Annotated in this window: 15 protein-coding genes; 12 read left to right on the forward strand and 3 right to left on the reverse strand. The window is 70.7% G+C overall.

The window, feature by feature from the left end; all coding sequences use genetic code 11:
- Nucleotides 1-60: 60 nt before the first annotated feature.
- The 6 genes from AAW13_RS14100 (at nt 61) to serA (ending at nt 10,006) form a co-directional block, all read left to right on the forward strand.
- Nucleotides 61-1,011, forward strand: a complete 951-nt coding sequence (locus AAW13_RS14100; protein ID WP_046726926.1) for a 2-hydroxyacid dehydrogenase — start codon at nt 61-63, stop codon at nt 1,009-1,011.
- 402 nt (nt 1,012-1,413) lie between these two features.
- Nucleotides 1,414-4,416 carry a putative bifunctional diguanylate cyclase/phosphodiesterase gene (locus tag AAW13_RS14110; protein WP_046726927.1) on the forward strand — a complete coding sequence of 1,001 codons (3,003 nt, stop codon included), beginning with the start codon at nt 1,414-1,416 and terminating at the stop codon, nt 4,414-4,416.
- A gap of 254 nt (nt 4,417-4,670) precedes the next feature.
- Complete coding sequence (locus tag AAW13_RS14120) at nt 4,671-6,521, forward strand: acetolactate synthase large subunit (RefSeq protein ID WP_206306215.1); 1,851 nt, start codon at nt 4,671-4,673, stop codon at nt 6,519-6,521.
- Between the two features lie 21 nt (nt 6,522-6,542).
- Nucleotides 6,543-7,067, forward strand: a complete 525-nt coding sequence (ilvN, locus tag AAW13_RS14125) for an acetolactate synthase small subunit (RefSeq protein ID WP_046726929.1) — start codon at nt 6,543-6,545, stop codon at nt 7,065-7,067.
- 120 nt (nt 7,068-7,187) lie between these two features.
- Nucleotides 7,188-8,186: a ketol-acid reductoisomerase gene (ilvC, locus tag AAW13_RS14130; protein ID WP_046726930.1), complete on the forward strand. Its 999-nt coding sequence runs from the start codon at nt 7,188-7,190 to the stop codon at nt 8,184-8,186.
- Nucleotides 8,187-8,416: 230 nt separating this feature from the next.
- Nucleotides 8,417-10,006, forward strand: a complete 1,590-nt coding sequence (serA, locus tag AAW13_RS14135) for a phosphoglycerate dehydrogenase (protein WP_046726931.1) — start codon at nt 8,417-8,419, stop codon at nt 10,004-10,006.
- Between the two features lie 80 nt (nt 10,007-10,086).
- Here serA and AAW13_RS14140 read toward each other — a convergent pair whose 3' ends face one another.
- Nucleotides 10,087-11,589 (reverse strand): MFS transporter, encoded by a 1,503-nt coding sequence (locus AAW13_RS14140; RefSeq protein WP_046726932.1) that lies wholly within the window; start codon nt 11,587-11,589, stop codon nt 10,087-10,089.
- A gap of 98 nt (nt 11,590-11,687) precedes the next feature.
- On the opposite strand from AAW13_RS14140, the gene AAW13_RS14145 reads away from it, so the two are divergent.
- A complete protein-coding gene (locus AAW13_RS14145; RefSeq protein ID WP_046726933.1) occupies nt 11,688-12,266 on the forward strand; it encodes a TetR/AcrR family transcriptional regulator in 579 nt (192 codons plus the stop codon).
- Between the two features lie 25 nt (nt 12,267-12,291).
- Here AAW13_RS14145 and AAW13_RS14150 read toward each other — a convergent pair whose 3' ends face one another.
- Nucleotides 12,292-13,563, reverse strand: coding sequence for a PucR family transcriptional regulator (locus AAW13_RS14150; protein WP_071659545.1), 1,272 nt, complete (start codon nt 13,561-13,563; stop codon nt 12,292-12,294).
- Nucleotides 13,564-13,743: 180 nt separating this feature from the next.
- Between AAW13_RS14150 and AAW13_RS14155 the strand changes: the two genes are divergently transcribed.
- From AAW13_RS14155 to AAW13_RS47415, 3 genes are all read left to right on the forward strand, one after another.
- The gene (locus tag AAW13_RS14155; protein WP_046729221.1) at nt 13,744-14,670 is read left to right on the forward strand and encodes a proline dehydrogenase family protein; all 927 of its coding nucleotides are present in this window, start codon (nt 13,744-13,746) and stop codon (nt 14,668-14,670) included.
- Between the two features lie 60 nt (nt 14,671-14,730).
- A complete protein-coding gene (gene pruA / locus AAW13_RS14160) occupies nt 14,731-16,362 on the forward strand; it encodes an L-glutamate gamma-semialdehyde dehydrogenase (RefSeq protein WP_046729222.1) in 1,632 nt (543 codons plus the stop codon).
- 404 nt (nt 16,363-16,766) lie between these two features.
- Complete coding sequence (locus AAW13_RS47415) at nt 16,767-16,898, forward strand: hypothetical protein (protein ID WP_089098576.1); 132 nt, start codon at nt 16,767-16,769, stop codon at nt 16,896-16,898.
- A 78-nt stretch (nt 16,899-16,976) separates the two neighbouring features.
- Here AAW13_RS47415 and AAW13_RS14165 read toward each other — a convergent pair whose 3' ends face one another.
- Entirely contained in the window at nt 16,977-18,524 is a 1,548-nt protein-coding gene (locus AAW13_RS14165) for a purple acid phosphatase family protein (protein ID WP_046729223.1), read from the reverse strand.
- Nucleotides 18,525-18,657: 133 nt separating this feature from the next.
- On the opposite strand from AAW13_RS14165, the gene AAW13_RS14170 reads away from it, so the two are divergent.
- On the forward strand, nt 18,658-19,701 hold the full coding sequence (locus AAW13_RS14170) for a 3-isopropylmalate dehydrogenase (RefSeq protein WP_046729224.1): 1,044 nt from the start codon (nt 18,658-18,660) through the stop codon (nt 19,699-19,701).
- 248 nt (nt 19,702-19,949) lie between these two features.
- Nucleotides 19,950-21,038 (forward strand): branched-chain amino acid aminotransferase, encoded by a 1,089-nt coding sequence (locus AAW13_RS14175; protein ID WP_046729225.1) that lies wholly within the window; start codon nt 19,950-19,952, stop codon nt 21,036-21,038.
- Nucleotides 21,039-21,239: the final 201 nt, after the last annotated feature.

A 21,239-nucleotide genomic window follows, 5' to 3' on the forward strand; every position in this document is an offset into this window, starting at 1 on the left:
CCTTCTCGACCCCCCAACCTAACCTCTGCACGTCCACCCTCCTGACATAGCCTCCTGAGCATGACCCAAGACGCATGGCTGCCGATCCCGCCGGACGAGTTCACCGAGTTGCCCGACGGGCTCGACTACCTCTTCTGGGACGGCGACCAGGAGTTTCCCGGTGACCCCGCCGACTGCGCCGTGTACGTCGTCCCCTACATGAAGCGGCAGTCCGTGAAGGTGCGGCCGCTGGCGGGAATGCGGAACGTGCGGCTCATCCAGACCCTCACCGCCGGCGTCGACGACATGATCGCGGCCCAGGACCTCATCGCCCCCGGTGTGCCGCTGTGCAACGCGCGCGGGGTGCACGAGGCGAGCACCGCCGAACTGGCGCTCGCCCTGACGCTGGCGTCCCTGCGCGGCATCCCGGGGTTCGTCCGGGCCCAGCAGCAGGAGCGCTGGGAGGGCGGCTTCCATCCCGCCCTCGCCGACCGGAACGTCCTCATCGTGGGTTACGGCGCCATCGGCGAGGCCATCGAGGACCGGCTCGTGCCCTTCGAGGTGGCGCGGGTGGCGCGCGTTGCGCGCTCCGGGCGCGCCTCGGCGCGCGGTCCTGTGCATCCGCTCACCGAACTACCGGATCTGCTTCCGGAAGCGGACGTCGTCATCCTGTCCACGCCCCTCACGGACACCACGCGCGGCCTGGTCAACGAGGCGTTCCTCGCGCGGATGAAGGACGGCGCACTGCTCGTGAACGTCGCGCGCGGGCCCGTCGTGGACACCAAGGCGCTGCTCGCCGAGGTGGAGAGCGGCCGGCTCACGGCGGCCCTGGACGTCACCGATCCCGAGCCGCTGCCGGCCGGACACCCCTTGTGGCAGGCGCCGGGCGTGCTGATCAGCCCTCATGTCGGCGGCCCCACCTCGGCGTTCCTGCCGCGCGCGAAGCGCCTCGTCACCGAGCAGTTGAACCGCTTCGTGAACCGGGAGCCGCTGCGGAACGTGATCCTTACGACGGGATCCGCCGACAACTGACCTTCCCGGCAACGCGCCTGTAATCCGCTTCCGGTACGGTCCGCGACCTTTCGGGCGCGGTGCGTGCGCGCATAGCCGCTGGTCGTCACGGAGCGTAGAGAAGCTATGTCCCTGAGTGACGAGACTGGTGTATCGTCCCGACAGGGGCTGCGCCGTGAGCCGTTCGGCGCCGGGGACGGACATTTCAGATTTGTGAGGGGGGCGACGGGCGATGCACGGCCTATGGACGAACGATCCGACGCGGCGGAGCCGCCGGCGGCGACCCTGGCGCACGGCTGCGCGCAGATGCGGCCACCACACCAGCCATCACCACCACCGCAGGCACAACGGACACCAGCGGCACCCTCACCCGGTGCACCGGGGCCCGAGGTACGCGGGAGCGGCACGGGCCTGGAGGGTCCCGTGACCGCGCCGACGCCTGTGACGACCACCCTCCCCGGAGCGCTGCGGGCACAGCCTCCGGCGGGGAAGCCGCACCCCCGGCCGCCGGTCACCGGCGGCGGGACCGGCGTGGTCCGCCAACTCGTCCTGGCCCTGGTCTGCGCGGGATACGCCGTCGGTTCCGCGTTCGACTGGGGCTCGAACCAGATCGCCCTGTTCATGGGCGACTTCGGCCTGACCGCGGCGGCCGGCGCCGCCGCCGTGTCCTGCTTCCTCTACGCCCGCTCGCCGCGGGTCCGCTTTCGACCTGCCTGGCTGCTGTTCGCCCTCTCCTCGGCGATGGCGGCCCTGGGCAACGCGGTCTGGGGGTGGTACGAGGTCGTGCTCCAGCGGCCGGTGCCCAGCCCCAGCTACGCCGACCTGTTCTTCCTGTGCTTCGCGCCGCCCGCCATCGTCGGCCTGCTGGTGCTGGCCAAGCGGCCGGTGACGAAGGCGGGCTGGATCTGCCTGGGCCTGGACGCCTGGCTGATCGGCGGCTCGCTGCTCACCCTGTCGTGGAGCCTCGCGCTCGCCCAGGCCGCCCGGTTCGACGGGCCCAGCGTCGCGCACACCGCGCTCTCGCTGGCGTACCCGCTGCTGGACATCGCCCTGGTCAGCATGGTGCTCGCGCTGCACTTCCGGCGTTCGCCGGGCAACCGCACGGCGGTGAACACCGCGATCGGCGCGCTCGCCCTCACCGTGATGTGCGACGCCCTGTTCACCTCACCCCTGCTGCACAGCAGTTACCGCTCCGGCCAGCTGCTGGACGCGGGCTGGTTCGCCGGTTCGCTGCTCCTGGCCTACGCGCCCTGGGCCCCGCCCCGCACGCCGGGCGCCCAGGAGCCCGAAGGGCACACGCGCGTGGTCCACGAGCACGTGCCCGGCGGCCGGGCCCCGGCGCCCAAGCAGCCGTCGGCGCCCACCCCGGGAGGAGAGCACGGCCGGTACTCGGCCGGCCGGCCGATCACCGGGTCCCTGGCGGCGCTCACCCCGTACCTGGCCGCCGCCGTCTGCACCCTGGGCATCCTCTACAACGTCCTCGACGGCCGCAGCCCCGACCACGTGGTCCTGATCACCGCCGGCTGCGTGGTCCTCGCACTCGTCGTGCGCCAGGGCATCATGCTGCTCGACAACATCACCCTGACCCAGGAACTGGCGCAGCAGGAGAACCACTTCCGCTCCCTGGTGCAGGGCTCCAGCGACGTCATCATGATCGCCGCGCCCAACGGCATCCTGCGGTACGTCTCCCCGGCCGCCGCCGGCGTCTACGGACGGCCCGCCGACGACCTGGTGGGCTCGGAACTGGCCCACCTGATCCACCCGGAGGACCTGGGCTGCGTGGTGCACGAGGTGCGCCGCTTCCTCGCCGCCCGGCCCCAGGAGGAACCCACCACCCGCATCGAGTGCCGGTTCCGCTCCGGCGAGGGCGGCTGGCTCAACGTCGAGTCCACCGTCAACCGCCACCACGGCGGCCTCATCTTCAACAGCCGGGACGTCACCGAGCGGGTGCGGCTCCAGGCGCAGCTCCAGCACAACGCCGAGCACGACCCGCTCACCGACCTGCCCAACCGCGCCCTGTTCACCCGGCGCGTGCAGCAGGCCCTGTCCGGCCGCCGCTCCTCCGACCGGGGCCCCGCCCTCAGGAACACGGCGGTGCTCTTCATCGACCTGGACGGGTTCAAAGCCGTCAACGACACGATCGGACACCAGGCCGGGGACGAACTGCTCGTCCAGGCCGCGCGCCGGCTCCAGGACGCGGTCCGCCACGGCGACACCGCCTCCCGGCTGGGCGGCGACGAGTTCGCGGCGCTGATCGTCGGGGACGGCACCCGTGACCGCAGTGCCCGGGAGCGGCACATCCTGGAGCTCGCCGACCGCCTCAGGGTGACCCTCTCCCAGCCGTACCTCATTGACGGCAACGATGTCCGTGTCAACGCGTCCATCGGGGTCGCCTTCGCCGAACCGGGCCTCGGCGCGGGCGAGTTGCTGCGCAACGCCGACCTGGCGATGTACCGCGCCAAGTCGGCGGGGAAGGGCCGCGTCGAGCTGTACAAGCCACAGATGCAGCAGGACGTCGTACGCAAGGCGGAGCTGGCCACCAGGCTGCGGGCCGCGCTGCACGACGGCGAGTTCGCGCTGCTGCACCAGCCCGTGGTGTGCCTGGAGAACGGCCGGATCGAATCGGTCTCCGCACAGGCCCGCTGGCGCTCCTCGCAGGGGGTGCTGTTCACGCCGGCCGAGTTCCTGCGCGTGGCCGAGGACAGCGACAAGACCGCCGAACTGGACCGGTGGATCTTCCAGGAGGCGGTCGAGCAGGCCGCCGAGCGGGCTGCGAGCGGCCTCGTGGTGCCGGTCGCCGTGCGCCTGAGCGCCCGGCGACTGCTCGACCGGTCCTCACCCCTCGGCTCCGTGGAGTCCCTGCTCACCCGGCACGGGCTGCCCTCCGGAGCACTGGTCCTCGAACTGTCCGACACCGACCCCAGAATCCCGCTGGACGAGCTGGAGCGGCGGCTGACCGCCCTCAGCCGGCACGGTGTCCGGATCGCGCTGGACGGCTTCGGCAGCGGCTACGCGGCGATCACGGCCCTTCGGAAGCTCCCCGTCGACGTACTCAAACTCGACCGTGGTCTGGTCGAGGGGATCGTCGAGTCGGCCCGGCTGCACAAGATCACCAGCGGTCTGCTGCGGATCGCCGGGGACCTGGGGCTCCAGTCCGTGGCGGAAGGCGTGGACCTGCCCGAACAGGTCACGGCGCTGCGCGCGATGGGCTGCACCCACGGCATGGGCATGGCCTTCTCCGGCCCGGTGGACGAGTACCGGCTGCGCCGGGCGCTCGGGTCCGGCCATTATCCGGTTCCGCACGCACCGGCCGAGCCGGCCTTCGCGGGAGGCCGCTCCGGGGTGTACACCGGTGGTGTGCCCGCGGTGCTCGGAGGCGGAAGTGCCCTTCGCTCACATAATGAGACTCCCGTCCCACCCACTTGACACGTGGTGCGCGTCAGAGGGAGGGTCAGTCTCATGCGCACCCGAATTCTCGTACTTGGACAGCGCGTCGGCTGAGCTGGGACCCACCGGAGACGACTCCGGAAACCCCAGCGACCACACCGGCGCGCTCCCCTCGCTTGCCTTTTGGCACGAGGGGTTTTTTGTTGCACCAGCACCACTCGTACAGCATGCGTACGGCAGCAGAAATCCGTACGAACCTCGCAAAAACCCTCAGCATCGAGAAGAGAATGCCGATGACCGAGCAGAGCGCCGCGGCCCACCATCCGCAGCCGCGGCCCCGTTCCGGAGGACAGCAGACCGCCCCCGTCGAGCACGTCACGGGTGCGAAGTCCCTCATCCGTTCCCTCGAGGAGGTCGGCGCTGACACGGTATTCGGCATCCCCGGCGGTGCGATCCTGCCCGCCTACGACCCGCTGATGGACTCCACCCGGGTGCGCCACGTCCTGTGCCGGCACGAGCAGGGCGCCGGTCACGCCGCCACCGGCTACGCGCAGGCCACCGGCAAGGTCGGCGTCTGCATGGCGACCAGCGGCCCGGGCGCCACCAACCTGGTGACGCCGATCGCGGACGCGCACATGGACTCGGTGCCGCTCGTGGCGATCACCGGGCAGGTCGCGTCCTCCTCGATCGGTACGGACGCCTTCCAGGAGGCGGACATCGTCGGCATCACCATGCCGATCACCAAGCACAACTTCCTGGTCACCAAGGCCGAGGACATCCCGCGGACGATCGCGCAGGCGTTCCACATCGCCTCCACCGGCCGTCCCGGCCCGGTCCTCGTCGACATCGCCAAGGACGCCCTCCAGGCGAAGACCACCTTCTCCTGGCCGCCGGTCATGGACCTGCCCGGCTACCGTCCGGTGACCAAGCCGCACGCCAAGCAGATCCGCGAGGCCGCCAAGCTGATCACTTCCGCGAAGCGGCCCGTCCTCTACGTCGGCGGCGGGGTCATCAAGGCCGGCGCCACCGCCGAGCTGAAGGTCCTCGCCGAACTCACCGGAGCGCCCGTCACCACCACCCTGATGGCGCTCGGCGCGTTCCCCGACAGCCACCCGCTGCACGTGGGAATGCCGGGCATGCACGGTGCGGTCACCGCCGTCACCGCGCTTCAGAAGGCCGACCTGATCGTCGCCCTCGGAGCCCGCTTCGACGACCGCGTCACCGGCAAGCTGGACAGCTTCGCCCCGTACGCCAAGATCGTCCACGCCGACATCGACCCCGCGGAGATCGGCAAGAACCGCGCCGCCGACGTGCCGATCGTCGGTGACGCCCGCGAGGTCATCGCCGACCTGATCCAGGCCGTGCAGAAGGAGCACAGCGAGGGTCAGCAGGGCGACTACACCGCCTGGTGGAAGGACCTCTCCCGCTGGCGTGACACCTACCCGCTGGGCTACGACCAGCCGGACAACGGCTCGCTCTCCCCGCAGCAGGTCATCGAGCGGATCGGGCAGCTCGCGCCGGAGGGCACGATCTTCGCGGCGGGCGTCGGCCAGCACCAGATGTGGGCCGCGCACTTCATCCAGTACGAGAAGCCCGCCACCTGGCTGAACTCCGGCGGCGCCGGAACCATGGGCTACGCGGTCCCGGCCGCGATGGGCGCCAAGGCCGGCGCGCCCGGCAACACGGTCTGGGCGGTGGACGGCGACGGCTGCTTCCAGATGACCAACCAGGAGCTCACCACCTGCGCGCTGAACAACATCCCGATCAAGGTCGCCATCATCAACAACGGCGCCCTCGGGATGGTCCGCCAGTGGCAGACGCTGTTCTACAACCAGCGGTACTCCAACACCGTGCTGCACTCCGGACCCGACGACGTCAACCCGGACGCCCGCGGCACCCGGGTCCCCGACTTCGTCAAGCTGTCGGAGGCGATGGGCTGCCACGCCATCCGCTGCGAGTCCCCGGACGACCTGGACAAGGCCATCGAGGAGGCGAACTCCATCAACGACCGCCCGGTCGTGGTGGACTTCATCGTCCACGAGGACGCCATGGTGTGGCCGATGGTCGCCGCCGGCACCTCCAACGACGAGATCCTGGCCGCCCGGGACGTCCGCCCCGACTTCGGCGACAACGAAGACGACTGAGCGAGAGAGACGCAAAGAAAAATGTCCAAGCACACGCTCTCCGTCCTGGTGGAGAACAAGCCGGGCATCCTGGCCCGGATCGCGGCCCTCTTCTCCCGCCGCGGCTTCAACATCGACTCGCTCGCCGTCGGAGTCACCGAGCACGCCGACATCTCCCGCATCACGATCGTGGTGAGCGTCGAAGCCCTGCCGCTGGAGCAGGTCACCAAGCAGCTCAACAAGCTGGTCGAGGTGCTCAAGATCGTCGAACTGGAGCCGGGTTCCGCCGTTCAGCGTGAACTCGTTCTGGTGAAGGTGCGCGCCGACAACGAGACGCGCTCCCAGATCGTGGAGATCGTCCAGCTGTTCCGCGCCAAGACCGTCGACGTCTCCCCGGAGGCCGTCACCATCGAGGCCACCGGCAGCAGCGAGAAGCTGACCGCCATGCTCAAGATGCTGGAGCCGTTCGGCATCAAGGAACTGGTCCAGTCCGGCACCATCGCGATCGGCCGGGGCGCCCGTTCGATCACCGACCGCTCGCTGCGCGCCCTCGACCGTTCTGCGTAAGGCTGGAAACGGGCGGCCCGACGGCCGTCGGCCGCCCGTATGCCGAGACCCCGAGACTTCCCTTCCGCCCGCCGTCATACGGTGGGACGCACCATCTGCACACCAAGGAGAGAACCCAAAGTGGCCGAGCTGTTCTACGACGCTGACGCCGACCTGTCCATCATCCAGGGCCGCAAGGTCGCGGTCATCGGCTACGGCAGCCAGGGCCACGCCCACGCGCTGTCGCTGCGCGACTCCGGTGTCGACGTCCGTGTCGGTCTGCACGAGGGCTCCAAGTCCAAGGCGAAGGCCGAGGAGCAGGGCCTGCGCGTGGTGACCCCGTCCGAGGCCGCCGCCGAGGCCGACGTCATCATGATCCTCGTCCCGGACCCGATCCAGGCCCAGGTCTACGAGGAGTCGATCGCCCCCAACCTGAACGACGGCGACGCCCTGTTCTTCGGCCACGGCCTGAACATCCGCTTCGGCTTCATCAAGCCCCCGGCCGGCGTCGACGTCTGCATGGTCGCCCCGAAGGGCCCGGGCCACCTGGTCCGTCGTCAGTACGAGGAGGGCCGCGGCGTGCCCTGCATCGTGGCCGTCGAGCAGGACGCCACCGGCAACGGCTTCGCGCTGGCCCTGTCGTACGCCAAGGGCATCGGCGGCACCCGCGCCGGCGTCATCAAGACGACCTTCACCGAGGAGACCGAGACCGACCTGTTCGGTGAGCAGGCCGTCCTCTGCGGTGGTACCTCCGCCCTGGTCAAGGCCGGTTTCGAGACCCTGGTCGAGGCCGGTTACCAGCCGGAGATCGCCTACTTCGAGTGCCTGCACGAGCTGAAGCTGATCGTGGACCTCATGTACGAGGGCGGCCTGGAGAAGATGCGCTGGTCGGTCTCCGAGACCGCCGAGTGGGGCGACTACGTCACCGGCCCGCGGATCATCACCGACGCCACCAAGGCCGAGATGAAGAAGGTCCTCGCGGAGATCCAGGACGGCACCTTCGCCAACAACTGGATGGCCGAGTACCACGGCGGTCTGAAGAAGTACAACGAGTACAAGACCGCGGACTCCGAGCACCTGCTGGAGACCACCGGCAAGCAGCTGCGCAAGCTGATGAGCTGGGTGAACGAGGAGGCGTAAGCCTCAGCCGACGGGGCCGGAGCATCATGCTCCGGCCCCGTTGTCCACCCCGTCGAATCTCGGACGGGTGATCCTTCCGCAGAGGCGCAGGACGAACCCCGCCACGCCACTACACTGCCGTACTACATACGCGTCAGGCCCACAGCGTCGTGCGTCTCCACGCGGCAAGCCAACCTCCACCGCCTGCGGCCGTCGGGACGGCCGTCCGCATTGGACCTGTGAGGACTCACGTGAGCTCGAAACCTGTCGTACTCATCGCTGAAGAGCTGTCGCCCGCCACCGTCGACGCGCTGGGCCCGGACTTCGAGATCCGGCACACCAACGGAGCAGACCGAGCCGAACTGCTCCCCGCCATCGCCGACGTGGACGCGATCCTGATCCGCTCCGCCACCAAGGTCGACGCCGAGGCCATCGCCGCGGCGAAGAAGCTGAAGGTCGTCGCGCGAGCCGGCGTCGGCCTGGACAACGTCGACGTCTCCGCCGCCACCAAGGCCGGCGTGATGGTCGTGAACGCCCCGACCTCCAACATCGTGACCGCCGCCGAGCTGGCCTGCGGTCTGCTGATCTCCACCGCGCGGCACATCCCGCAGGCGAACTCCGCGCTGAAGAACGGCGAGTGGAAGCGCAGCAAGTACACCGGCGTCGAGCTCGCCGAGAAGACCCTCGGTGTCGTCGGCCTCGGCCGCATCGGCGCCCTGGTCGCGCAGCGGATGTCGGCGTTCGGCATGAAGGTCGTCGCCTACGACCCCTACATCCAGCCCGCCCGCGCCGCCCAGATGGGCGTCAAGGTGCTGTCCCTCGACGAGCTGCTCGAGGTCGCCGACTTCATCACCGTGCACCTCCCGAAGACCCCCGAGACGGTCGGTCTGATCGGTGACGAGGCATTGCGCAAGGTCAAGCCGTCGGTGCGGATCGTCAACGCGGCCCGTGGCGGCATCGTCGACGAGGAGGCGCTGTACGCGGCGCTCAAGGAGGGCCGGGTCGCCGGTGCCGGCCTCGACGTGTACGCGAAGGAGCCGTGCACCGACTCCCCGCTCTTCGAGCTGGACCAGGTGGTCTGCACCCCGCACCTCGGCGCCTCCACCGACGAGGCCCAGGAGAAGGCCGGTATCGCGGTCGCCAGGTCGGTCCGCCTGGCCCTCGCCGGCGAGCTGGTCCCGGACGCGGTCAACGTGCAGGGCGGTGTCATCGCCGAGGACGTCAAGCCCGGCCTGCCGCTGGCCGAGCGGCTCGGCCGCATCTTCACCGCGCTCGCCGGTGAGGTCGCCGTCCGCCTTGACGTCGAGGTGTACGGCGAGATCACCCAGCACGACGTGAAGGTGCTGGAGCTGTCCGCGCTCAAGGGTGTCTTCGAGGACGTCGTCGACGAGACCGTCTCCTACGTCAACGCGCCGCTGTTCGCCCAGGAGCGCGGTGTCGAGGTCCGCCTCACCACCAGCTCCGAGTCGGCCGACCACCGCAACGTCGTGACCGTGCGCGGCACCCTCGGCAGCGGCGAGGAGGTCTCGGTCTCCGGCACGCTGTCCGGCCCGAAGAACCTCCAGAAGATCGTCGCGGTCGGGGACTACGACGTGGACCTCGCGATCGCCGAGCACCTGCTGGTGCTGCGCTACGAGGACCGGCCGGGCGTGGTCGGCACCGTCGGCCGCATCCTCGGCGAGGCGGGCATCAACATCGCCGGTATGCAGGTGGCCCGTGCGGCCGTCGGCGGTGAGGCGCTCGCCGTCCTGACCGTCGACGACACGGTGGCCCCCGCGGTGCTGGCCGAGGTCGAGGAGGAGATCGGGGCCACTTCGGCCCGCTCCGTCAACCTGGTCTGACGACCATTGCCCGAACGCCGGGTGAGCCGACGGAAGTCGGCTCACCCGGCGTTCGCGTGTCCGTCCGGTCCTCCGGTCCGCTAGTCCTCGGCCCTCCGCAGCGTCACCGCCGCCCCGGCCGCGGCCGCCACCAGCAGCACCGCGCCCGCGATCGCCGCCCCCTGCATCCCGCTGGTGAAGGCCTCCCGCGCGGTCGTCAGCAGGGATTCACCGGCCCGGTCCGGCAGCCGCGCGGCCGTGGCGAGGGCACCGCCGAGCGTCTCGCGGGCCTGCGCCGGAGCCGTGGCCGGCATGTCGTGGCGGTAGACCGCCGTGCCGATCGAGCCGAGCACGGCCATGCCGAGCGCCCCGCCGAACTCCGCGCTGGTCTCCAGCAGGGCGGAGGCGGTGCCGGCCCGGTCCACCGGGGCTCCGCTCATCGCGAGGTCGGTCAGCTGGGACATGATGGCCACCATCCCGCAGGCGAGCACCCCGGCCCCGGTCAGCACCAGCCACAGCGAGTCGGTGCCGAGGAGGGCGAGCAGCACGAACCCGGCCGCCATCGCCGCGAAGCCGCCCGCGACGACGTATCCGCGGTCCACGCCCCGCTGCACCAGCTGCGCGGTGAGCGGACCGGCGGCCCCGATGAACACCGAGGGCAGCAGGCTCCACAGCGCGGCGGCGAGCGGGCTCATCCCGAGGACCGACTGAAGGTACTGCGTGGTGAAGATCGCCGAGCCCATCATGGCGAGCGAGGCGACGAGGTTCAGGACCAGCGCCGGGGTGAAGCCGCGGCCCCTGAGCAGGGCGGGCGGGATCAGCGGGGAGCCGGTGGTGCGCTGACGGTGCACGAAGAGGGCCGCGAAGAGCAGGCCGACGGTGACCGAGACGACGTACAGCGGGTGCCAGCCCTCGGAGGGGATCTCCTTGACGCCGTAGATCACGGGGAGCACGGCGGCCAACGAGAGCGGGACGCTCAGCCAGTCGAAGCGGCCGGGGGAGGGGTTCCTGGACTCCGGGAGCAGGACCGGTCCGAGGAGCAGGAGCAGGGCCATCGCCGGAAGGTTGACCAGGAAGACCGAGCCCCACCAGAAGTGCTCGACGAGGATGCCGCTCATCACCGAGCCGAGCGCGATCCCGCCCGTCATCACGCCTGACCACAGGCCGATCGCCTTCGCGCGCTGGCCGGGGTCGGTGAACATCGTGCGCAGCAGGGCCATCGTGGACGGCATCAGGGTGGCGCCCCCGACGCCGAGGACCGCGCGGGCGGCGATCAGGGTGCCGGCGCTGTCCGCGTACGCGGCGAGCAGCGAGGCGCCGCCGAAGGCCGTGGCGCCGATCAGCAGCAGGCGCCGGCGGCCTATGCGGTCGCCCAGCGCGCCCATCGTCATCAGCAGGCCGGCCAGGACGAAGCCGTAGATGTCCAGGATCCACAGCTGCTGGGTGCCGCTCGGCCTGAGGTCGGCGCCGATCGCGGGGAGGGCGAAGTAGAGGACCGAGACGTCCATCGAGACCAGGAGCAGCGGCAGCATCAGCACGCCGAGCGCGGTCCATTCACGGCGGCCCGCAAGGGCTGGGGTGGTCGTGCTCTTCGGGTTCGTCATGCCGACGAATGTACGGGCGTCTTAAACGCTTGTCTAGAACGCTTGTATAATTCATCCGTCTAGGACGGTTGTATGGATCCGGGGGTAGGGTGGTGGGCATGGGACACCGTGAGGATCTGCTGGACGGCGCCAAGCGCTGCCTGCTGGAGAAGGGGTTCGCGCGGACGACGGCGCGCGACATCGTCAGGGAGTCGGGGACCAACCTCGCCTCGATCGGCTACCACTACGGCTCCAAGGACGCGCTGCTCGCGCAGGCCTACATCGCCCTGGTGGAGGAGATGTCCTTCGAGGGCGACGGCGCCGGACTCACCGGCGCGCCCGGCTCGTTGGAGCGCTTCCGGGAGGTCTGGTCGAACATCGTCGCCAGCATGCGCGAGCCCGGCACGATGTGGCGGCTCAGCGTCGAGATCGTCGCGATGGGCGATCAGATGCCGGAGGTGCGCGACCAGTTGGCGCGTGCCCAGCGCGAGGGCGGCCGGGGGCTGACCTCGCTGATGATGGGCGTTCCGGAGGAGGAGGTCTCCGACGAGACCGCCGACACCCTCGGCCGCTTCTACATGACCCTGATGTCCGGCCTGATCTCCCAGTGGACCTTCGACCCGAAGACCGCCCCGGACGGTGACGCGCTCACCGAGGGGCTGCGCCAGATCGTCGAGGCAGCCACCCGGACCCGGTGACCGGTCCCGGACCGGGGCCGGCCGGCTACAGCCGGGCCGCCTTCAGGGCCATGTGCAGCAGCAGCCGGTCCTCGCCCTCGTCCAGGTCGAGGCCGGTGAGCTGTTCGACGCGGGACAGTCGGTAGTACAGGGTCTGCCGGTGGACGCCGAGGGCAGCCGCCGTGCGGCCCGCCTGGCCCGCGCAGTCCAGGTAGACCTCGGCGGTACGGGCCAGTTCGCGGTGGGCCGGGGTGAGCAGCGGCGCCACGGCCGGGTCGTGGGACGCCTCCGGCGGCAGCGCGGTCAGCAGCCGGTACGGGCCGATCCGCGCCCACTCCGCCACCGGCCCGAACCGGGGTTCCGCGAGCGCGGCCCGGGTGGCCGCCGCCGCCTCCCGCCAGACCGCGCCCAGCTCGGTGAGCCCGGTCCTGGCCTCGCCCACCCCCGCGACCGGGACCGGTGCCGCCGCGCCCGCGAACCCCGCCGCGAACCCCGCCGCGGCCGCCGCCGCGGTCCGCGCCCCCGCCCCGCGCGCCCCCGCCGACCGGGCCTCCCGGGCCTCCTCGGCCTCCTTGAGCAGCCGGGCCGCGGCCGTCAGGGCGGGGGTGGTCACGTCGGTGCTGCGCAGCCGGACCAGCACCGCCAGGCTGTGCCCGGCCGCCCCCCACGGCAGCGTGCACAGCGCGGTGGCGTGCGGGACCGTGCGCGGGGACGGGGCGTCGTCCGGGTCGGCGGACGGCCAGGGCGCGACACAGACCAGCGTGTGCGGGCCGTCGCCCCGCGACCCCAGGGCCGTACGCAGCTCGGCCACCGCCATGTCCCGCTGCCAGCCGTCTTCCGTGACCAGCACCGCGCGCAGCTCCCGGCTGAGCCCGGCCCCCGCCTGCGCCTCGTCGGCGAGCAGCGCGCCGATCCGCCCGGCCACCCCCATGGCGGCGGCCAGCTGGGCGTCCGTCGGGCCGGGATCTCCGTCCAGCAGCCAGACGTAGCCGAGGACGACACCCCGATGGCGTACCGGCAGGCAGATCCTTCCCCGGTACACCCCGGCCTCCGGGGTGGGCGGGATCCGGACCGGGCCGGTCGCCCGGGTGATGCCGAAACCCTCGAACCAGGTACGGACCGCCGCGGTGGAACGCCGGGTCAGGATCGAGCGGGTGCGGACCGGGTCCAGGGCGGACGGATCGAGGTCGCCCTCGCTGTCGTACGCCCCGAAGGCGATCAGCTCGAAGTCGCGGTTCTCCAGGGTCGCCGGGACGCCCAGCAGCTCCGAGATCTCGTCGACCAGCTCCTGGTAGTCACCCTTGAATTCCGACGTCACCCGGGCATTCTCCCGCAATCCGCGGTCGCCTTCATACATCTGTCTGAGATCTGTGGCACGGATGCGTGACAGCTGTCGATGGCCGACGATCGAAAGGATCCCTAACTTTCACGGTGGTTCTCCTTGCCGTTCCGAACCGTCGGATCGCGGCATTTCTGGCATGTGTTGTGGAGGTGCCCCGTGCTGGGTCCCGTGATTCTCGCCGCGTCGCGCAGCGACCGGATGCGACGCCTGATCTCGGCGGCCCCGGTGACGAAGCAGGTCGTCGACCGGTTCATCCCCGGTGAGACGGTCGACGACATCGTCCCGGTGATCGAAGAGCTCACGGGCCGCGGCCTGGAGCTGACGATGGACGTCGTCGGCGAGGACATCACCACCCCCGGGCAGGCCGCCGCCGCCCGGGACGCCTACCTGGCCCTCGTCGGACACCTGAGGGACCTCGGGCTCGGCGAGCGTGTCGAGATGTCCGTCAAGCTGTCCATGTTCGGGCAGGCGCTGCCGGGCGGCCACGAGCTGGCCCTCGCCAACGTCCGGCCGGTCGTCGAGGCCGCCGCCGCCATCGGCACCACCGTCACCCTCGACGCCGAGGACCACACCACCCTCGACTCGATGTTCGCCATCCACGAGGAGCTGCGGAAGGACTTCCCTCAGACCGGCTGCGTCATCCAGGCCTACCTCTTCCGCACCGAGGCCGACGCCCGCCGGCTCGCCGCCGCCGGCAGCCGGGTCCGCCTGGTCAAGGGCGCCTACAAGGAGCCCGCCGAGGTCGCCTACCAGCAGAAGAGCGAGATCGACAAGGCGTACGTACGGATCCTCAGGACCCTGATGGAGGGCGAGGGGTACCCCATGGTCGGCTCCCACGACCCGCGCCTCATCTCCATAGCCCAGGAACTCGCCCGGCGCGCCGGCCGCAAGCCCGACGAGTACGAGTTCCAGATGCTGTACGGCATCCGCAGCGACGAGCACCTCCGGCTCGCCGCCGAGGGCCACCGGATGCGTGTCTACACCGCCTACGGCACCGACTGGTACGGCTACTTCATGCGCCGGCTCGCGGAGAAGCCGGCGAACCTGCGGTTCTTCGTCCGCTCGATGATCAGCAAGGGCTGAGCCCCACCCCCCGCTCGACAAGCCTCACCACCCGCTCACGTACAAGGAGTTACGGATCCCATGGACGCTGTGACCCAGGTCCCCGCCCCCGTCAACGAGCCGGTGCACGGCTATGCCCCCGGCTCGGCCGAGCGCGCCCGCCTGGAGGCGAAGCTCAAGGAGCTCGCCGAGAACCCGATCGAGCTGCCGATGACCATCGGCGGCGAGAAGCGGCTCGGCGGCGGCGAGCCCTTCCAGGTCGTGCAGCCGCACAACCACAAGGCCGTCATCGGCACCGGGCGCCACGCCACCCGGCAGGACGCCCAGGACGCCGTCGACGCGGCCCTCGCCGCCGCGCCCGCCTGGCGTGCGATGTCCTTCGACGACCGCGCGGCCATCATCCTGCGCGCCGCCGAACTGCTCTCCGGCCCCTGGCGCGAGACCATCGCCGCCTCCACGATGCTCGGCCAGTCCAAGACCGCCCAGCAGGCCGAGATCGACACGCCCTGCGAGCTGATCGACTTCTGGCGGTTCAACGTCCACTACGCCCGCCAGATCCTGGCCGAGCAGCCCCCGGCCAACTCCCCGGGCGTGTGGAACCGCATGGACCACCGCCCGCTGGAGGGCTTCGTCTACGCGATCACGCCGTTCAACTTCAGCGCCATCGCGGGCAACCTGCCGACCGCGCCCGCCCTGATGGGCAACGTCGTCGTCTGGAAGCCGTCCCCGACCCAGACCCACGCCGCCGTCCTGCTGATGCAGCTGCTGGAGGAGGCCGGACTTCCCAAGGGCGTCATCAACCTGGTCACCGGTGACGGCCTGGAGGTCTCCGAGGTCGCCCTGGTCCACCGGGACCTGGCCGGCATCCACTTCACCGGCTCCACCCGGACCTTCCAGCACCTGTGGAAGACGGTCGGCAACAACATCGAGAAGTACCGCACCTACCCGCGTCTGGTGGGCGAGACCGGCGGCAAGGACTTCCTCGTCGCCCACCCGAGCGCCGACCGTGCCGTCCTCAAGACCGCGCTGACCCGGGGTGCCTTCGAGTACCAGGGCCAGAAGTGCTCCGCCACCTCCCGCGCCTACATCCCGGCGTCCATCTGGAACTCCGGCTTCCGTGAGCAGTTCGCGGCCGAGGTCGACTCCCTCACCATGGGTGACGTCACCGACCTGTCGAACTTCGTCGGCGCCGTCATCGACGACCGCGCGTTCGCCAAGAACAAGGCGGCCATCGACCGCGCGAGCTCCGACCCGGCCTGCGAGATCGTCGCGGGCGGCGCCTACGACGACTCGGTGGGCTACTTCGTCCGCCCGACCGTCGTCGTGTGCTCGGACCCGGAGAACGAGGTCTTCCGCACCGAGTACTTCGGCCCGTTCCTCGCCGTGCACGTCTACGAGGACGACCAGTACGACGAGATGCTGACCCAGATGGAGTCGGTGTCCGACTACGCGCTCACCGGCTCGGTCATCTCCAACGACCGCGCCGCCGCCGCGTACACGATGGAGAAGCTCCGCTACGCGGCCGGCAACTTCTACATCAACGACAAGTCGACCGGCGCCGTGGTCGGCCAGCAGCCCTTCGGCGGCGGCCGGGCCTCGGGCACCAACGACAAGGCCGGCGCCCCGCAGAACCTGCTGCGCTGGACCCTGACCCGGGCCATCAAGGAGACCCTGGTCGCCCCGACCGACTACACGTACCCGCACATGGGCTGACCCCCGCCGTCACCCCTCCCGCCACGGGGCGGGGAGCCTGACCCACGAGCAGGCTCCCCGCCCCGTTTCCATGACCGGCACACGGGCCCGGGGCCAGGTCTGGCCGGCGCGGCTCCTCGCCCCCTCCTGAGCGACCGTCACACCTGTCAAAAGCCCAGCTCACGGCCGGGTGGCCGACTGCGCCGTCTCAGATAGTAGGAAGTCCGAGTAATTGTGCAGACAGAAGCGGGCCGCTCCCTTACTTTTGTAGGAGCCGAACGTCTCGCTCGATCAAGCGAATGGCGGTCGTGAGCCGGGCCCCGAGCAGGCAACCCCTGCGGCCCCCGCTCCCCGCCCCTTCCGGCGTCTCGTAACCCCCACCTGCCGTATGCCGTACTCCCTGTATCTCGAAGGAGTCGATCCCCATGGCCGAGACGACCGTCCGCCGCCGGGTCCGCCACGTGTCCCGCACCAGCGAGTCCGAGCGCAAGAACGCCGCCGCCGCCCTCCAGCGCGCCCTCGACCGCCGTGACAACGGCGGCGAGACCGGCCACTGAGCGGCGGCACGCCCCAGTACGGGAGCCGCACCCGCACGGGGTACGGCGCGGCCGGGACGGCCGCGCCGTACTCCTGGGTCAGGCGCCCCGCCGTACCTCGAAGTGGTCGATCCGGGTCCCGCCCTGGTCCAGCGCCGACACCTTCAGCCGCGCGGCCGCACCCGTCTCCGCCTCGACCCTGAGGAAGGAGAAGCCGGTGTACCGCACCCGTGACCAGTCCACCGTCTCCGCCACGTTGTGCTGCCCCTCGGCCCAGTGGAAGCTGTCCACCGTCCCGTGCCGGGTGACGTGCCCCTCGTAGCTGTCCTTCACCCCGGACGGGAACGAGTACAGATTCCGTCCGCCGCCGCCCGCCGTCACGTGGACGATCCCGTCCCGCGTCGGGTCGGTCGAGCCGCCGACCGGGACCGCGCGGCCCACCGCGCCGTCCCGCACCGCGTCGGTGCGCTCGTAGACGTGGTTGTGCCCGTTGATCACCAGGTCCACCTGGTGCTCGGCGAACAGCGGCAGCCAGGCCGCCCGGATCCCGCCGTCGGAGGCGTGCGAGGACGTCGAGTAGGCGCAGTGGTGGAAGAAGACGACCACGAAGTCCACCTCCTCGGCCGCCCGCAGCTCCTTCAGCGTCCGCTCCAGCCAGCTCGTCTGCCGGCCGCCGCTGTAGCCGAGGTTGGCGGGTATCTCGTACGACACGTCGTTGGCGTCCAGCGCCACGAAGCCGACGTTGCCGTAGGTGAAGGCGTACACGCCCGGCGCCCCGTGCGGGTCGAAGCCGTTGTCCGGGAGGGCGAAGCGGGCGTACTGGCCGCCGTAGCCGTCGGGGGAGTACCAGGCCTCCATGTCGTGGTTTCCGGTCGTCACCATCCACGGCACCGACCGCGCCACCGGGTCGTTCTGCTTCAGGAACCGGTCCCACTCGCGGGCGTCGTACCCGTCCGAGGTCTTCCCGGCGCCGTTGCCGTCGGCGTAGCAGATGTCCCCCGCGTGGAGGTGGAAGGCGGGGTCCTGCTTCAGCAGCGCGTTGTCGCCGGCCAGGGCGGCCCGGCCGACGCCCTGGTCGCCGAAGGCCGTGAACACGAACCGCCCCGGGCTCGCGGGCGCGGTGCGGAAGGGCGCGACGGCGGAGCGGTGGCCGGGGGCGGCCGGGTCCCACCCCTCGTGGCCGACGCCGTAGTAGTAGGTGCTGCCGGGAGTCAGGCCGTCCACCGCCGCGTGCAGGTAGTACTGCTCGACCACCGGACGCACACCCCGCACGCCGGGTGTGTGCAGATGCCGCACCTCCGCGTCGACCCGCCTGCCGAGGTCGTCCGGCCGGGTGCCGATCCGCACGAACGGCTTCCGGACGGGGGAGGGCACCTGCCAGGAGATCCGCATCTGCCGCTTCGGATCGGCGCCGAAGGCGAGATGGCGGCCGAACGGCGGGACCGCGGCGCCCCGGGCCGCCGAGGTGGCCGGTGCCGGGCTCGCCGACCTCGCCGCGCAGCCGGTCGCCAGCGCGCCGCCCGCCACCGCGCCCGCCGTCACCAGGGTGCGGCGGCTCACCAGCCGGGTGCGCAGGTACTCGTACTGCTCGGCCATGCTCATCCGGGCGGCCAGCCGCGGCGGGATGCCGAAGTCGGGGATGTCCATGCCCTGGACGTTGCCCAGCGCAGGCCAACACCAGCCACACATACGGGTGAACGCCGGTCGACGGGACACCCCCGCCTGTCCGTATGGCGGACGTTGCATGTCATCCCATGGGACGAGGAGTAGGGTGCCGAGCATGTCTCGCAGCATCGATCTCGCAGTGATCCCCGGTGACGGCATCGGGCAGGAAGTCGTGGCCGAAGGCCTCAAGGTCCTCTCCGCCGTCCTCCCGCAGGATGTGAAGCTGGAGACCAAGGAGTACGACTTCGGCGCCCGGCGCTACCACGCCACCGGTGAGACCCTCACCGACGCCGACCTCGATGCGCTGAAGCAGCACGACGTCATCCTGCTGGGCGCGATCGGCGACCCGAGCGTCCCGTCCGGTGTCCTGGAGCGCGGCTTCCTGCTGAAGCTCCGCTTCGCCTTCGACCACCACGTCAACCTGCGTCCGTCGAAGCTCCTCCCCGGTGTCGCCACTCCGCTGGCCGGCGAGCCGGAGATCGACTTCGTCGTGGTCCGCGAGGGCACCGAGGGCCCGTACACCGGCAACGGCGGCACCATCCGCAAGGGCACCGAGCACGAGGTCGCCACCGAGGTGTCCGTCAACACGGCCTACGGTGTCGAGCGGGTCGTCCGGGACGCCTTCGCCCGCGCCCAGGCCCGTCCGCGCAAGAAGCTCACGCTGGTCCACAAGAACAACGTGCTGACCTTCGCCGGGCACCTGTGGACGAACATCTTCAACCGGGTGGCCGCCGAGTTCCCCGAGGTCACCACGGACTACATCCACGTCGACGCGGCGACCATCTACCTGGTCACCGACCCCGGTCGCTTCGACGTCATCGTCACCGACAACCTCTTCGGCGACATCATCACGGACCTCGCCGCGGCCGTCTCCGGCGGTATCGGCGTCGCGGCGAGCGGCAACATCAACCCCTCCCGCGAGTTCCCCTCGATGTTCGAGCCGGTCCACGGTTCCGCGCCCGACATCGCGGGCCAGGGCAAGGCCGACCCCACCGCCACGGTCCTGTCCGTCGCCCTGCTCCTGCGCCACCTCGGCTACGAGGCCGAGGCCGCGCGTGTCGAGCAGGCCGTCACCGCCGACCTCACCGAGCGCCAGGGCAAGCCCGCCCGCTCCACCTCGGAGATCGGCGACGCGCTGGCCGTACGAGTAGCCGGCTGACCCGCCGAGCCTTCTCGAAGCCTCACGAAGACTTTCGAAGCCGCCGGGTCGCACACGCACCCGGCGGCTTCCCCATGCCTGCCACCGGGTGCCACCATCAACCCCGGGTCCGCTTTCACCCCGATTCCTTCCACTCAGGCCCCCGCGCGATAATCGAACGCGAAGCCGCGGTATGAGGGAATGCTCGGACGTCCTACGACAGGGGTGTGAGCGCGGCCACTACTACAACCGGTGAAGGACTACCACTCATGACGACGCCCACGATCGAGCTCAAGCCGTCCGCGCACCCGACCGCCGCCGCCGAGCGCGAGGCGATCCTGGCCAGCCCCGGATTCGGCCGCCACTTCACCGACCACATGGTGACGATCAAGTGGACCGAGGGCCGCGGCTGGCACGACGGACAGCTCGTTCCGTACGCGCCGATCCCCCTCGACCCGGCGACTAACGTCCTGCACTACGCGCAGGAGATCTTCGAGGGTCTGAAGGCCTACCGCCGCCCCGACGGCTCGGTGGCCACCTTCCGCCCCGACCAGAACGCCAAGCGCTTCCAGCGGTCCGCCCGCCGGCTCGCGATGCCCGAGCTGCCGGTGGAGACCTTCATCGAGGCCTGTGACGCGCTGGTCCGGCAGGACCGGGACTGGGTGCCGGCACACGGCGGTGAGGAGTCCCTCTACCTGCGGCCCTTCATGATCGCCACCGAGGTCGGCCTGGGCGTCAAGCCGGCCAACGAGTACCTGTTCCTGGTCATCGCCTCCCCGGCCGGCGCCTACTTCCCCGGTGGCGTCAAGCCGGTCTCCATCTGGGCCTCCGAGGACCGGGTCCGCGCCGTCCCGGGCGGCATGGGCGACGCCAAGACCGGCGGCAACTACGCGGCCTCCCTGCTCGCCCAGGCCGAGGCCGCCGCCCAGGGCTGCGACCAGGTCTGCTACCTCGACGCGGTCGAGCACAAGTGGGTCGAGGAACTCGGCGGCATGAACCTGTACTTCGTGTACGGCGACAAGATCGTCACCCCCACCCTGTCCGGCTCCATCCTGGAGGGCGTCACCCGTGACAGCCTCCTGACCGTCGCCCGTGACCTCGGCTACGAGTCCGAGGAGGCCCGGGTCTCCATCGAGCAGTGGCAGCGCGACTCGGAGAACGGCACCCTCACCGAGGTCTTCGCCTGCGGCACGGCCGCCGTGATCACCCCGGTCGGCACGGTCAAGCGGACCGGCGCCGAGTGGCGGCAGTCGGGCGGCGAGCCCGGCGAGGTCACCCTCCGGCTCCGCGAGGCGCTCCTCGACATCCAGCGCGGCAAGGCGGAGGACAAGCACGGCTGGATGCACCAGCTCGGCTGACCGGCGGCACCCGCAGAAGCGCACCGGACGCCCCTCGACCCGCACGGGTCCGAGGGGCGTTCTGCTGTCGGAATACGGTGCGCAAGAACACAAAAAATTGCGTGACTTGCGTTTTCTTGCGACGCCTTTCGCTCTTCCTGCCGAGCAGTGAACGCTTCTGGTGAAATTTGTGGGATGCGCGGCGGTAGACGGCCTCTCATT

This window comes from Streptomyces humi, from assembly GCF_001005085.2.
GTDB lineage: Bacteria > Actinomycetota > Actinomycetes > Streptomycetales > Streptomycetaceae > Streptomyces > Streptomyces humi.

What these genes read in the sequence shown, in the direction of transcription:
- AAW13_RS14165 (WP_046729223.1), bottom strand. Translation starts at nt 18,524, where the DNA reads ATGGACATCCCCGACTTCGGCATCCCGCCGCGGCTGGCCGCCCGGATG.
- AAW13_RS47415 (WP_089098576.1), top strand. Translation starts at nt 16,767, where the DNA reads ATGGCCGAGACGACCGTCCGCCGCCGGGTCCGCCACGTGTCCCGCACC.
- AAW13_RS14175 (WP_046729225.1), top strand. Translation starts at nt 19,950, where the DNA reads ATGACGACGCCCACGATCGAGCTCAAGCCGTCCGCGCACCCGACCGCC.
- AAW13_RS14100 (WP_046726926.1), top strand. Translation starts at nt 61, where the DNA reads ATGACCCAAGACGCATGGCTGCCGATCCCGCCGGACGAGTTCACCGAG.
- AAW13_RS14145 (WP_046726933.1), top strand. Translation starts at nt 11,688, where the DNA reads ATGGGACACCGTGAGGATCTGCTGGACGGCGCCAAGCGCTGCCTGCTG.
- AAW13_RS14120 (WP_206306215.1), top strand. Translation starts at nt 4,671, where the DNA reads ATGACCGAGCAGAGCGCCGCGGCCCACCATCCGCAGCCGCGGCCCCGT.
- AAW13_RS14170 (WP_046729224.1), top strand. Translation starts at nt 18,658, where the DNA reads ATGTCTCGCAGCATCGATCTCGCAGTGATCCCCGGTGACGGCATCGGG.
- pruA (WP_046729222.1), top strand. Translation starts at nt 14,731, where the DNA reads ATGGACGCTGTGACCCAGGTCCCCGCCCCCGTCAACGAGCCGGTGCAC.
- ilvN (WP_046726929.1), top strand. Translation starts at nt 6,543, where the DNA reads ATGTCCAAGCACACGCTCTCCGTCCTGGTGGAGAACAAGCCGGGCATC.
- AAW13_RS14140 (WP_046726932.1), bottom strand. Translation starts at nt 11,589, where the DNA reads ATGACGAACCCGAAGAGCACGACCACCCCAGCCCTTGCGGGCCGCCGT.